We start from the raw sequence: 13,651 nt of genomic DNA on the forward strand, positions 1-13,651 counted from the left end.
CGTGTGACAGAACCGTCGTGGCACGACCCCGCGGAACCGGGCCCGCAATCCCCACCGCCGGGATATCCGCCGCAAAACCCGCCGTATCCGCAATACCCCGCTGCCGGGCCGCACTTCGACCCGTCCGCGCCTTATGGTCGCCATCCCGTGACCGGGCAGCCCTACTCTGACAAATCGAAGCTCACGGCGGGGCTGTTGGAGCTGCTGGCCCTGGTCGGGATCGGCGGCATCGGTCGGTTCTACATCGGCGATACCGGCATCGGCGTCGCGCAGCTGCTCACGGGCCTGTGTGGAGTCGGCCTGATCTGGAGCATCGTGGACGGGGTGCTGATATTGGTCGGCAATGTCAATGACCCGCAGGGGCGGCCGCTGCGTGATGGAACGTAATTCGGGCGTCGAGACCGCCACGGGGTGTGATCATCGTGACTCGCACCGCCATCGCGCTCCCGCCGCAGTCGGCGCCGGGGTGTTACTGACAGGCGTTCTCGGTTACATCCGCTTCGCGAACCCGCATGACCCGCATTCGACGTACCCGCCGTGCCCCTTCAAGTTGTTGACCGGCTGGAATTGCCCCTTCTGCGGCGGCCTCCGAATGACCTACGACGTGCTCCATGGCGACCTGCTGGCCAGCATCAACGACAACGTCTTTGCGCTCGTCGGCATCCCGTTGCTGGCCGGGTTGTTGGTGATGCGGCGGCGCAACGGCCGGCGATCACTGCCGCTGGCGGCGGTGCTTACGCTTGTCGTCGTCACGATCACATGGACGGTGGTACGAAATCTCCCCGGGTTTCCGTTGATTCCGACGGTCCTGAGTGGCTAGCCGCCGGTCATCGGCCGCGGCCGAATTTCCCAGACGGCTCAATGCCTGGCCACCTTCGAGTCACCCCGATCTCGAACAGCACGACTATGCTGATTCGGCGTGACTAGACGCGGGAAGATCGTCTGCACCATTGGCCCTGCGACTGCGTCGGACGAGTCGATTTTGGCCCTGGTTGAGGCGGGGATGGACGTCGCCCGCCTCAACTTCAGTCACGGCGACTACGGCGACCACAAGGCCGCGTACGACCGGATTCGCGCCGCGTCGGACGCCACCGGGCGCGCCGTGGGCGTGCTCGCCGATCTACAAGGTCCCAAGATCCGGCTGGGGCGTTTCGGCACCGGGTCCACCTTCTGGGCCGACGGCGAATCGGTCCGGATCACCGTCGCCGACTGCGAAGGCACCCACGACCGGGTGTCGACCACGTACAAGCGGCTGGCCGCGGATGCGATGGTGGGCGATCGGGTGCTGGTCGACGACGGCAAGGTCGGCTTGGTGGTCGAGGGCATCGACGGCGACGACGTGATCTGCACGGTCGTCGAGGGCGGCCCGGTCAGCAACAACAAGGGCATGTCGTTGCCCGGCATGAATGTTTCGGCACCGCCCTTGTCGGACAAGGACATTGAGGATCTCACCTTCGCTCTGGGACTCGGCGTCGACCTGGTGGCGCTGTCGTTCGTGCGCTCGCCGTCGGACGTCGAGCTGGTGCACGAGGTGATGGACCGGGTGGGCCGACGGGTGCCGGTGATCGCCAAGTTGGAGAAGCCGGAAGCGATCGACAACCTCGAAGCGATTGTGCTGGCATTCGATGCCATCATGGTGGCCCGCGGCGATCTGGGCGTAGAGCTGCCGCTGGAAGAGGTTCCGCTGGTGCAAAAGCGGGCCATCCAGATGGCCCGGGAGAACGCGAAACCCGTCATCGTGGCAACCCAGATGCTCGAGTCGATGATCGACAGTTCGCGGCCCACCCGGGCCGAGGCCTCCGACGTCGCCAACGCCGTGCTCGACGGCGCCGACGCCGTGATGCTGTCCGGGGAAACCTCGGTCGGCAAGTACCCGCTGGCCGCGGTCCGCACCATGGCGCGCATTGTGACGGCGGTCGAGGACAACTCCACGGCGGCTCCGCCGTTGACCCACGTGCCGCGCACCAAGCGGGGCGTCATCTCCTATGCCGCCCGCGACATCGGTGAGCGGCTGGACGCCAAGGCGCTGGTCGCATTCACCCAGTCCGGTGACACCGTGAAGCGGCTGGCGCGGCTGCACACGCCGCTGCCGCTGCTCGCGTTCACCGCGTGGCCCGAGGTGCGCAGCCAACTGGCCATGACGTGGGGGACCGAGACCTTCATCGTGCCGATCATGGACTCCACCGACGAGATGATCCGCCAGGCCGACAAATCGCTGCTTGAGCTGGGTCGCTACAAGCGGGGCGACCTGGTGGTGATTGTCGCGGGAGCACCGCCTGGCACAGTAGGGTCAACCAACCTGATCCACGTCCATCGGATCGGGGAGGACGACCTGTAACCCAAGGAGAGCCCGTGCCGCCCGGCGATCAGCCGAACGTTCCGCAACAATCGACGGCTGACTTCGACGAACTGCTGGCGGTGCTGGACCTCAACCGTATCGGCGAGGATCTGTTCATCGGTTCCCACCCGAGCAAAAACCCGATGCGAACCTTCGGTGGGCAGCTCATGGCGCAGTCGTTCGTCGCCAGCAGCCGCACCTTGGTTCACCCGGACATACCGCCCAGCGCGCTCACCGTGCACTTCATCAATGGCGGTGATATCGACAAGGACATCGAATTCCACGTCGTTCGGCTGCGCGAGGAGCGACGCTTCGCCAATCGGCGCGTCGACGCGGTGCAGGACGGCGTGCTGTTGTCCTCGGCGATGGTTGCGTACATGTCCGGCGGCAGCGGCCTCGAGCATGCGATCCAGCCGCCGCCGGTCGAGCAACCCCACACCCAGCCGCCGATCTCCGAGCTGCTGCGCGGTTATGAGGACACCGTCCCGCACTTCGTCAACGCGCTGCAACCGATCGAGTGGCGCTACACCAACGATCCGGCCTGGGTGATGCGGGACAAGGGTGGACGGTTGCCGTACAACCGGGTCTGGGTCAAGGCGCTCGGTCAGCTGCCCGACGATCCCGTGCTGCACACGGCGGCCATGGTGTACTCGTCGGATACCACGCTGCTGGACTCGATCATCACCACCCACGGGCTGTCGTGGGGCTACGACCGGATTTTCGCCGCGTCCGCGAACCATTCCATCTGGTTTCACCGGCCGGTCAACTTCAACGAGTGGGTCTTGTATTCGACATCGTCACCGGTAGCCGTCGATTCGCGCGGCCTGGGCACCGGTCACTTCTTCGACCGCTCCGGGCAAGTCATCGCCACGGTGACGCAAGACGCCCTGGTGAAATACTTTCCGCCCTCGCGCCGCTAGGCGCGATCACCGCCGCTAAGATACTGGCGCGCAACGCGTTTCGCTCTGCCTCGCGTATTCGTCCTGCTGGCACCGGAATTCATGCCGAGCCGGCGTCACCTCGGAGTTTTTCCGGTCAGGGAGATTTGATAGGAATGTCCACCGATCGCGGCGCGTTGACACCGGCGTGCCTACCGGAATCATCATCAGTCCCAGCCCGACTGCCCCCAATCTCGTCGACGACACGATCGAACAAGCCCAGCGCGCACACGAGCTCGGCGTCCGCCAGATCTGGCTGGCCCAGCAGGCTCATTACGACGCGATCGCGCTGGCAGGCCTCGTCGGAGCCGCGGTGCCCGGACTGGGGGTGGGCACCTCGGTGGTGCCGATCAACCCGCGCCATCCGCTCATCGTCGCCTCGTTGGCGCAGACCGCCCAGGCCGCCTCGCACGGCAACTTCAGCCTCGGCCTCGGCCTGGGCGCCCGAGCGATCGAACGCCAGACGTTCGGCATCGACTGGTCGAACACGATCCAGCGGTTGCGCGAACACCTCACGATCCTGCGCGCCGTGTTCGACACCGGCAGCGTCGACTTCCACGGGACCGAGCTGAGCGCAGGCCCCACGTTTCCGGTGGCGGTGGCCGGCGGCACGCCCGTGCCGGTGTATGTGGCCGCGATGGGGCCCAAGGCGTTGCGCGTCACGGGCGAGCTCGCCGACGGCACGCTGCCCTACCTCGCCGGGCCCCGCACGATCGGCGAATTCATCGCACCGGCGATCGCCAGGGCGGCCGCTGATGCCGGCCGCCCGTCGCCGCGGATCATCGCCGCCGTTCCCGTCTTGGTGTCGGACGAAGTCGACGCCGCGCGCGCGACTGCCGGCGAGCGGTTGAGCTTTTACCAGACCATCCCGTCGTATCGGAATGTCATCGCTCGCGAGGGCGTCGACAACCTCGCCGACCTCGCCGCGATCGGAACGCCGGAATCGGTCCTGCGGCAGCTGCGCCGCTATTTGGATGCGGGCGCGACGGACGTTGTTATCAGCCCGGTGGACCGCTCGGAATCGGTTGACCGAGAAGCGCTCTGGGAAGTGGCCGCCGCGCTGTAAGGCGCTGTTCTCGACAATCGATTCCGCTGGGCAGGTGGTGGGTAGCCACCACGACGGTCCGGTCCCTGGACATCAATCCGGCGCCCTGGCCCAACAGATCACGCAGGATCTGCTCGGCGTCGCTCGCGTCGAGGTGCTCGGTCGGCTCGTCGAGCAGCACCACGCGAGCGGGGGAGATGACCGCCCTGGCCAACAGCAGGCGGCGGCGTTGGCCCGCCGAGACCGCTTGCGCGCCGCCCGCCAGCACCGTGGACAGACCGTCGGGCAGGCCGGCGAGCCACGGGCCGAGACCGACGGCGTCCAGGGCGGCGGTCAGTCCGTCGTCGTCGCAGTCGCCGCGCGCGACCAGGAGGTTGTCCCGGAGCGTGGTCGCAAAGACGTGTGCGTCCTCGGCGAAAAAGCCGACAGCCCGGTGCAATTCGTCGTCGTCGAACTCGTCGAGCTGGTGTCCATCGAGCAGCACCCGCCCGTCCAACGGCGCCACCAATCCGGCCAGCGTCATCAGCAGGGTCGTCTTACCCGAGCCGCTGGTCCCGGTGACCACCAGCCGGGACCCCGGTTCGAGGTCCAGCTGCACGCGGTGCGACGGCCTCGCCGGGTGCCCCGCGCACACGTCGGCGGTCAATCGGCCCGCCATCCCGATCGGTCGAGTCGACAGCGGCCTCGGCGTATCGGCCGCGCGCTGCGGGATCAGGTCGAGCAAGCGGCGCGCCGCGATCCGTGAGCGCACCAACTGCACGGCCGCCGCCGGTAGCGGGGTGATCGCCTCGAATGCCGAGAGCGGCAACAGCATCAGGACGGCCAGCGTGGTGGGCGCGACCGTGGGTGCCAACGTGATCCCGGCCACCACCGCGCCGAGCACGCTAACCCCGATCGCCGCGGTGGGCATCGCCTCGGCCGCCGCGGCCGGCCTGGCGGCGGCGTCCAGTGCGTCGCTCCACGCGTGCTGCCGTCGTCGCGATTCGGCGATGACGCCGGGCAGCGTGCCCGCGACCCGAAGCTCCGGCGCGTGCTCGAGCGCCAGCATGGCCGAGATGTCGCGATCGGAATGGTGTTGGCGGGCAAGTTCTTCCTGCGCCGCGGCCGCCTTGCCGGCGAGCCAGGGTGCCGCGACCCCGGCCAACAGCAGGCAGGCCGCCAGCACCACGCCGGCGGGAACCGAAATGGCGGCGACGGTCAGTGTCGCGGCCAGCGCCAGCACGGCCGCGACACCGATGGGTACCACGGCGCGCACCAGCACCTCGGCCAGTTCGTCGACATCGGTACCCACGCGCGCCACCAGTTCGCCGCTGTGCAGCCGGACCGCGGCGGTCGCGGGGCCGTGGGCCAGTCGCCGATAGATCTGCACCCGCCCGTTGCCGGCCGCGCGCAGTGCGGTGTCGTGGGTGGCCAGCCGCTCGCAGTAGTGCAGGACGGCGCGCGAGATTGCGAAGGTGCGGACCGCGACGACCGCGACGGACAGATCCAGCACGGGCGGCATCTGCCAGGCCCGCGTGATCAGCCACGCCGAAAGTCCGGCCAGCGCCAGCGCACTGCCCAGCGACAACACCCCCAGAGCGATGGCCGCCAGGACGCGAGACAGTCGCGGGCGCAGCAGGCTGGCGGCCAGGCGGAGCGGATCAGACCGGTGCATAGCGCGCCCGATTGTCCGAGGCCACTTCGACGACGCGGTCACCGATGGCCAGCACGGGTTCCCGGTGGCCGACCATCACCACGGTCGCGCCGGCGCGGGCGCGCTCGACGATGGCGCGGAGCGCCCGCTCCTCGGTCGCGGCGTCCAGGTGCGCGGTGGGTTCGTCGAGTAGCAGCACTGCGGCCCTCGACCCGAGCGCTCGGGCCAGTCCCAGCCGTTGCCGCTGTCCCAGTGACAAGCCAACGCCTCCGCGTCCGAGCACGGTCTGCAGTCCGTCGGGCAGATCGGCCAACACGCTATCGAAACCCGCATCGGCGCAGGCCTTTTCGATGTCATCCAACGGACCGAACAATGTCAGGTTGTCCAGCACGGTCCCCGGAATCAGCACCGGGCGCTGCGGTAACCACGACAGTTGTCGCCACCAGACGGGCAGGTCCAGCTGCGTGACGTCGATGCCGGCCACACTGACCCGGCCCGACGACGGCACCGTCAGCCCGGCGATCGCCTGCAGAGCCGTGCTCTTGCCGGCGCCGTTTCGTCCGGTCAGCACGGTCACCCGACCGGGTTCGAGAACCGCGGTGAGATCGCAGGGCGAATTACCTTCCCGCACGGCCACGTTGAGTTGCTCCAACCCGATCGCTGCACCCCGCGCCGCGACCGTTCGGATCCTGGCCCTGTCATCGGTCGGCTCGCCGATGAGCGCGAACGCCTTGTCCGCGGCGGTTCTGCCGTCCTGGGCGGCGTGGAACGCGACGCCGATGCGGCGCAACGGCCAGTACACGTCGGGGGCCAGCAGCAATACGGTGAGGCCGGCGGCCAGGGTCATCTCGCCGAACACCAGGCGCAGCCCGATGCTGACCGCGACCAGGGCCACGCCGAGCGTGGCCAGCAATTCGAGCACCAGCGCCGACAGAAAGGCGATGCGCAGCGTCGCCATCGCCGAACGCCGGTGCGCCGCAGCGAGTTCGGCGATGCGGTGTTCCGGTCCCGATGCGCGGCCCAGCGCGCGCAGGGTGGGGATACCGGCGATCAAATCCAGCAGCCGCCCCTGCAAGGTCGTCATGGCGGCCAGCGCGGCCGCGGACCGGTCGGCCGTCACCAGCCCGATCAGCACCATGAAGATGGGAATCAGGGGCAACGTGATCAGCACGACGATCGTGGATCTCAGGTCGTAGCACGCGATGACAGCCACCGTGGCCGGCGTCAGTATGGCGGCCAGCAGCAAGGTGGGCAGATACCCGGTGAAATAGGGCCGCAGGTCATCGAGCCCGCGGGTGACCACCACCGCGGCCGCGTCACGCTGGGTCGCGAGTTCGTGGGGCTGGCGGGCGGTCACGGCATTCAGCACCTGATCGTTGAGATCGGCGATGATCGCGTTGGCGCCGCGCTGACCCGTTCGCGCCTGCAGCCACTGGGTCAACGTGCGGACAACCCACAGCGCCAACACAATTGACAGCGGCGCCAGCCAGCCGCGCAGGCTGCGCGCGGACGGGTCGGTGATGACGCGGGCGACGAGGCTCGCCAGCACCACCGCCGAGGCGATCGCAGACCCGGAGATGACCACCCCGCAACCCACCGCCACGGTCAGATACCGGCGCAGCGCCGACGATGCCCGCCACAGGCGCGGGTCCAGCGGAGCGCGCGAACTTGGTGCGCTCAGGACGGATGCCTCGCCAGCCCGATGGATGGCGGTATCTGCTCGGACGAGATCCGCTGCCGGAACACCCAATACGTCCAGGCCTGGTAGACCACCGTCAGCGGGGCGAGGAACACGGTCACCCACGTCATGATCTTGAGCGTGTACGGCGTCGAGGAGGCATTGTAGATGGTGACGTTCCACTGTGCGTTCAGCGTCGACGGCACCAGGTTCGGGTACAGCGAGCCGAACAACAAAATCACCACGGAAGCCACCACCACCGCGGTGCACAGGAACGCCCAGCCGTCGGAGGCGCGTCGCCACACCAACGCCACCGCCGCGAGCTGCGCGACCACCGCCGCACCCAGCACCAGCCAGGTCCAGTCCTTGCCGTGCGCAAGCTGCGTCCAAAGCCCAAAGGCGCCAACCAGTCCCGTCACCGGCAGGGAGAGCCGCACCGCCACGCGGTGGGAGTCGTCGCGGATCGGGCCGGAGGTCTTCAGCGCGACGAAGACCGCACCGTAGAACAGGAACAGCCCGGCCGTCGCCACCCCGCCCAGCAGCGTGTACACGTTGAGCACGTCGCCGATCGACAGATGAATGTGGCCGCCGGCATCAACCGGCAGTCCACGGACCAAGATCGCGAATGCCACGCCCCACAGCACCGCGGGCAACCAGGATCCGGCGGCAATGCCGAAGTCGGCCAACGTTCGCCATTTCGTGTCGTCGATCTTGCCGCGCCATTCGATCGCCACCGCGCGCACGATCATGCCGAACAGGATCGCCAGCAGCGGCAGGTACAGCGTGGAGAACACCGTCGCATACCAGCCGGGAAACGCGGCGAACATGCCCGCGCCGGCGGTGAGCAGCCAGACCTCGTTGCCGTCCCACACCGGGCCGATGGTGTTCAGCGCGGTCCGCCGGCGGTCCTCCGGGTCGCCGTTGCCGATGCGTCCCAGCGGTTCCATCAGCATGCCGACGCCGAAATCGAAGCCCTCCAGAATGAAGAAGCTGAGGAACAGCACCGCGATCACACCGAACCACAACTCTTGAAGCCCCACGGCCTAGCTCCTTTCCGATCGGTTCGCGTCGCGCGTCATCAGTAGGCGAACGACAGCGGTGCCACCTCGTCGTCGCCGGGTGTGGGCGGTGGGGCGGGTTCCGCGTCGTGCTCCTGGGGCCCCTCGGCGACGTAACGCTTGAGCAGCCAGAACCAGATGACCGCCAGCACCGCGTAGACCGCGGTGAATGTCACCAACGAAACAACGACAATGCCGGGCGCGTGGTCCGAAACCCCCTGGGCGACGGTGAGCCGCACCTGCTGGTCACCGGTGGGGTTGGGGGCGACAATCCAGGGTTGGCGGCCCATTTCGGTGAACACCCAGCCGGCGCTGTTCGCCAAAAACGGTGTGGGAATGGTCAGTAGCGCCGCGAGTGAGAACCAGCGCTGAGTGGGGGTCCGGCCGCCGCGGGTCAGCCACAGCGTGGTCAGCGCGAAAAACACCGGGACCGCCAGTAGCCCGATCATCACGCGAAACGACCAGTAGGTGACGAACAGGTTGGGGCGGTAGTCATTTGGCCCGAACCTCTGCTCGTAGTCCTGTTGAATGTTGCGCACGCCCTGCAGCGTCACCCCGCTGAATTTGCTTTCGGCGAGAAACGGCAACACGTAGGGCACTTCGATGGCGCGGGTGATGCTGTCGCAGTTGTTGTGCGTGCCGACCGTCAGGATGGAGAAGTCGGGGTCGGTCTCGGTGTTGCACAACGATTCCGCCGACGCCATCTTCATCGGCTGCTGCTGGAACATCAGCTTGCCCTGCTGGTCGCCGGTGAAGAACAGCCCGACTGCGGCGATCAGCGCGACCCAACACCCTAGGACGGCGGCCGGCCGAAAGATGTTGCCGCCGCCCGACTCCGTGGCACGGTGCGACCGGACGAGCCACCACGCGCTGACGGCAGCGATGAAGGTGCCCGCCGTCAGTAGCGAGCCCGAGACAGCGTGTGAGAATGCTGCTCGCGCAGTGTTATTGCTCAGCAGCGCGCCGATGCTGGTCAACTCGGCGCGGTGGGTCACCGGGTTGTAGCGCGCGCCGACCGGATGCTGCATGAACGAGTTCGCCGAGATGATGAAAAACGCGGAGACGTTGACCGCGATGGCGACGATCCAGATGCAGGCCAGGTGTACCAGCCGCGGCAGTCGGCTCCAGCCGAAGATCCACAACCCCAGGAAGGTTGACTCGAAGAAGAAGGCGGCCAGACCCTCCATCGCCAGCGGGGCGCCGAAGATGTCGCCGACGAACCGCGAATATTCGCTCCAGTTCATGCCGAACTGGAATTCCTGCACGATCCCGGTCGCGACGCCGATGGCGAAGTTGATCAGAAACAGCTTGCCGAAGAACTTGGTCAGGCGATACCACGCGGTGTTACCAGTGGCCACCCACGCTGTCTGCATGATCGCGATCAGCGGCGCCAAGCCGATCGTCAGTGGCACAAAAATGAAGTGGTAGACGGTCGTGATGCCGAACTGCCACCGCGATATGTCGACGACATTCATCTGTCAGCTCCCAATGACTGAAGCGTGCCTACGACACAGTGTAGTAGTTATGTGAGCCCGGCGCCATTCCCGACCTCCTTGGAGGCTTTGCGGATACCGAACGACGACACGATCTCGAACGCGCCGATGACGACGAACCAGACGCCGGCGACGAGTGCCAGGGTGAGGATCGACGCCAACGGCGATCCGAGGACGACGATGCCGGCAAGCAAAGTGATCACGCCGAGAAAAATCGACCAGCCGCGCCCTGGCAGATTCGGATCCTGGATCGCGGAAACCGTTGTGGCGACGCCGCGGAAGATGAACCCGATGCCGATCCAGATGGCCAACAACAAAACTGCGTTGCCGAAATGACGGAATGCCAGCACCGCGAGGATCAATGACGCCGCTCCGCTGACGAACAGCAGGATCCGGCTTCCCGCCGAAACGTGCAGACTGAAAGCGAATACGACCTGCGCGGCGCCGGTGATCAGCAGGTAGACGCCGAACGCGACTGCGGCCGCGAGGACGGAGATTCCCGGCCACGCCAGTACGACGACGCCGACGATCAGCGACAGAACTCCCGATATCAGGGTGGACTTCCACAGATGTGGCAACAGGCTCGGAGTAGGAGTGGGCTGCATGACCTCACTGTGACACAACCGCGCAGCCGAGAATAGGGGCTTTAGACCGTGGCGCCATGCGCCGCGCGTGATTCTTCGGCGACGTGATCGCCGGAGTCGCCCGAGGCGGGCTTGCGTCCGATGAGGTACCAAGTGCGCATGACGCCCTTGCCCTTGACCTCGATGCGGCCGCGTTCCTGTAGGACGAACTCGTCCTTGAGGCGCTCGTAAACGTCCTCGGGCACTTGTATTTGTCCTACCGAGTCGGTCGATTCCATTCGCGCGGCAACGTTGACCGCGTCGCCCCACACGTCGTAGAAGAATCGACGCGAACCCACCACCCCGGCGACGACGGTGCCGGTCGCGAAGCCGATCCGCAGCGGCACCGAAATACCGTGCGGATCTTCGAGTTTGGCGGCAGTGGCGACCATGTCGAGGGCGAAGTCCGCCAATGCCTGCACATGATCGGGCCGTGGACGCGGGACGCCGCTGACCACCATGTACGAGTCGCCGCTGACCTTGATTTTCTCCAACCCGTGTTTGTCGGCCAACTCGTCGAACGCGGTGTAGAGCCGGTCCAAAAACTTGACCAGGTCGCACGGCGCGGTGGAACTGGCGCGTTCGGTGAAGCCGACCATGTCGGCGAACAGCACCGAGGCCTCTTCGTAGCGGTCGGCGATGACGTCGCGCTCGGGTTCCTTGAGCCGGTCGGCGACGCTGGCAGGCAACATGTTGGCCAGCAGCGCCTCGGATCGCGCGTACTCGGCCTCCATGACCGCCTCGGCGCGTTCGGTGTCACGTAGGGCGAACCACACCGTCACGACCACCATCGCGCACGCCGCGGCGGTGGTGATGACGAAGCTCATCGTGAGCGCCCACGGCGGCTCCAACCCGGTGGAGCGGGGAACCAGGAACTGCAGCATGACCACCAGCGCGACGCCGAGCGTGGCCAACAACGCCGCCAGCCCGATCCGCTCGATCCCGAGCTGCAACACCACCAGGCTGGCGGTGGTGACGAGGAAGTACTGCACGCCCCCGCCCGTGCCCACGTCCCAGCAGGTCACGACGATCGCGGTGTAGGCGGTGAAGATAAAGGTAAGGGGCGCAAGCAAATCCCCGAATCGGTTGAGCCACGGGACCATTGCGAAGATCCCGCCGGTGACCAGGTTGACCACCTGGATGGGGTGGGCCCCGGGCCCGGACCAGAAGCCGAGGATGGTGAACACCAGGCAGACCGCCACGCCCATCAGGGCGTTGATGTTGAGCACTCGGATCCGGCGAGCGTGACTGTCCGCGTAGTGGTCATTGCGAGCGCGATTTTTCGTCCGCACCGCTGCCTTGCAGTCCGGACGTGACGACGATCCATCCTGTCGATTTGGTGGGGCGCCGCATTTCCTAGCCACCACGCTAAAAGCGTAACCGCTTGCCGGAAGATTCCCCAGCGTGGCGATGAATTTGCCAGCAAACCGCTGCGGCAGCGTCAGCGCGTCGACGGCTTTGCCGCGGTCCGGATCGTCGAGCCGACCGCTTGACGGCGGCGCGGGTTCCATGTCTTGTCCCGAACCTCTTGTGGCGCAATATATTTAGCGGACGATGTCCGCGTGGCACGGTCGCGACGAACCCCCTGGTGAGCCGTACCTCGCGCCGGCGTGCGGGGCCGGAAACCCGGCGCGAGGTACGGCTCACGCGGCGCGGCTGGCCGCCGGCCCGGGTTTTTTTGGTTCGTTCCGCGGTGCGGCACGGCATGCTGGCCGCCATCTCGAGCCGCCAGTTCCACATCGCCGCGGAACGCTTCGATTGCGGTCGCATCACCACATGCTGTGGCTCGTCCATGTTGCCCACCCTCGCCCGCTGCACCCTCCAGCGGGTGCTCAGCCTACTGGGACGGTCCGGTCGCGCTCGGGGCGGCTGTCGGTCTTTCGTGGTGCCCTCGGTGAGATTCGAACTCACACTGCACGGGTTTTGAATCCGTTTCCTCTGCCAGTTGGGATACGAGGGCGTTTCGTCCAGCGATCTACCTTAAACGAACCTCCCACCTTAGAGGATGGGTGCCGTCACCCGTTCTCACCGCCCCGACGTGGCTGGTCGACGGGGTTCACGGAAGAATGTCCGTCATGACAGGCCCCACGACCGACACCGATACCGCCGCGCCGCGCCGGGTTCTGATCGCGGAAGACGAAGCGCTCATCCGCATGGACCTTGCCGAGATGCTGCGAGAGGAGGGTTACGAGATCGTCGGCGAGGCCAGCGACGGACAGGAAGCCGTCGAATTAGCCGAACTCCACACACCGGACCTGGTGATCATGGACGTCAAGATGCCGCGACGCGACGGCATCGACGCCGCCTCGGAGATCGCGAGCAAACGGATCGCGCCGATCGTGGTGCTGACCGCCTTCAGCCAGCGCGATCTCGTCGAGCGGGCTCGCGACGCCGGCGCGATGGCCTACTTGGTAAAACCCTTCACCGTCAGCGACTTGATCCCGGCGATCGAATTGGCCGTCAGCCGGTTCGGGGAGATCCGCGCGCTGGAACACGAGGTCGAGACGCTGTCCGAGCGGCTGGAGACCCGCAAGATCGTCGAGCGCGCCAAGGGCCTGCTGCAGGCCAAGCAGGGCATGACCGAGCCCGAGGCGTTCAAGTGGATCCAGCGTGCCGCGATGGACCGGCGGACCACGATGAAGCGGGTGGCCGAAGTCGTCCTCGAGACGCTCGGTGATCAACCCAAGGACGAGGTCGAGTAAGGGCGCCCAGCCCGTCGAGTGTGCGTCCAGGCCGGTAAACCGCCGCCTGAATCCCGCCCTGAGGGCACGCGCGACGCCGTGAGTGCACGCGCGAAGCGTTCAACGCACGCGCGAAGCCGCCAGCGCACGCGCGGCGCGCTGGA

The 13,651-nt window shown here is 66.9% G+C and carries 12 protein-coding genes and 1 tRNA gene; 6 read left to right on the forward strand and 7 right to left on the reverse strand.

The genetic code is table 11. From position 1 onward, the window contains the following. The first annotated feature begins 3 nt into the window (after positions 1-3). The 5 genes from MSG_RS11245 (at position 4) to MSG_RS11265 (ending at position 4,342) form a co-directional block, all read left to right on the forward strand. On the forward strand, positions 4-387 hold the full coding sequence (locus tag MSG_RS11245; protein WP_096439628.1) for a TM2 domain-containing protein: 384 nt from the start codon (positions 4-6) through the stop codon (positions 385-387). A 79-nt stretch (positions 388-466) separates the two neighbouring features. Beyond that, complete coding sequence (locus MSG_RS11250) at positions 467-820, forward strand: DUF2752 domain-containing protein (RefSeq protein WP_308737784.1); 354 nt, start codon at positions 467-469, stop codon at positions 818-820. A gap of 99 nt (positions 821-919) precedes the next feature. Beyond that, positions 920-2,338: a pyruvate kinase gene (gene pyk / locus MSG_RS11255; protein ID WP_096439632.1), complete on the forward strand. Its 1,419-nt coding sequence runs from the start codon at positions 920-922 to the stop codon at positions 2,336-2,338. Between the two features lie 14 nt (positions 2,339-2,352). Beyond that, positions 2,353-3,258, forward strand: coding sequence for an acyl-CoA thioesterase II (locus tag MSG_RS11260; RefSeq protein WP_096439634.1), 906 nt, complete (start codon positions 2,353-2,355; stop codon positions 3,256-3,258). Positions 3,259-3,424: 166 nt separating this feature from the next. Next, positions 3,425-4,342: an LLM class F420-dependent oxidoreductase gene (locus MSG_RS11265; RefSeq protein WP_096439636.1), complete on the forward strand. Its 918-nt coding sequence runs from the start codon at positions 3,425-3,427 to the stop codon at positions 4,340-4,342. Here MSG_RS11265 and cydC read toward each other — a convergent pair. From cydC to MSG_RS11300, 7 genes are all read right to left on the reverse strand, one after another. Continuing rightward, complete coding sequence (gene cydC, locus MSG_RS11270) at positions 4,275-5,975, reverse strand: thiol reductant ABC exporter subunit CydC (protein WP_096439638.1); 1,701 nt, start codon at positions 5,973-5,975, stop codon at positions 4,275-4,277. The two genes, MSG_RS11265 and cydC, sit on opposite strands and share 68 nt — an antisense overlap. Beyond that, positions 5,962-7,575 (reverse strand): thiol reductant ABC exporter subunit CydD, encoded by a 1,614-nt coding sequence (gene cydD, locus MSG_RS11275; RefSeq protein ID WP_096444362.1) that lies wholly within the window; start codon positions 7,573-7,575, stop codon positions 5,962-5,964. Before cydD ends, cydC begins: the two co-directional genes overlap by 14 nt. Before the next feature lie 56 nt (positions 7,576-7,631). Further along, positions 7,632-8,672, reverse strand: a complete 1,041-nt coding sequence (cydB, locus tag MSG_RS11280; RefSeq protein ID WP_096439640.1) for a cytochrome d ubiquinol oxidase subunit II — start codon at positions 8,670-8,672, stop codon at positions 7,632-7,634. Positions 8,673-8,710: 38 nt separating this feature from the next. Next, the gene (locus MSG_RS11285) at positions 8,711-10,165 is read right to left on the reverse strand and encodes a cytochrome ubiquinol oxidase subunit I (RefSeq protein WP_096439642.1); all 1,455 of its coding nucleotides are present in this window, start codon (positions 10,163-10,165) and stop codon (positions 8,711-8,713) included. Between the two features lie 47 nt (positions 10,166-10,212). Next, the gene (locus MSG_RS11290; protein ID WP_373421190.1) at positions 10,213-10,788 is read right to left on the reverse strand and encodes an HdeD family acid-resistance protein; all 576 of its coding nucleotides are present in this window, start codon (positions 10,786-10,788) and stop codon (positions 10,213-10,215) included. Positions 10,789-10,829: 41 nt separating this feature from the next. Then, entirely contained in the window at positions 10,830-12,173 is a 1,344-nt protein-coding gene (locus tag MSG_RS11295; RefSeq protein ID WP_096444364.1) for an adenylate/guanylate cyclase domain-containing protein, read from the reverse strand. Between the two features lie 516 nt (positions 12,174-12,689). Beyond that, positions 12,690-12,766, reverse strand: a tRNA-Leu gene (locus MSG_RS11300). Positions 12,767-12,881: 115 nt separating this feature from the next. On the opposite strand from MSG_RS11300, the gene MSG_RS11305 reads away from it, so the two are divergent. After that, on the forward strand, positions 12,882-13,508 hold the full coding sequence (locus tag MSG_RS11305) for an ANTAR domain-containing response regulator (protein WP_096444366.1): 627 nt from the start codon (positions 12,882-12,884) through the stop codon (positions 13,506-13,508). Positions 13,509-13,651: the final 143 nt, after the last annotated feature.

The sequence above is a fragment of the Mycobacterium shigaense genome, from assembly GCF_002356315.1.
GTDB lineage: Bacteria > Actinomycetota > Actinomycetes > Mycobacteriales > Mycobacteriaceae > Mycobacterium > Mycobacterium shigaense.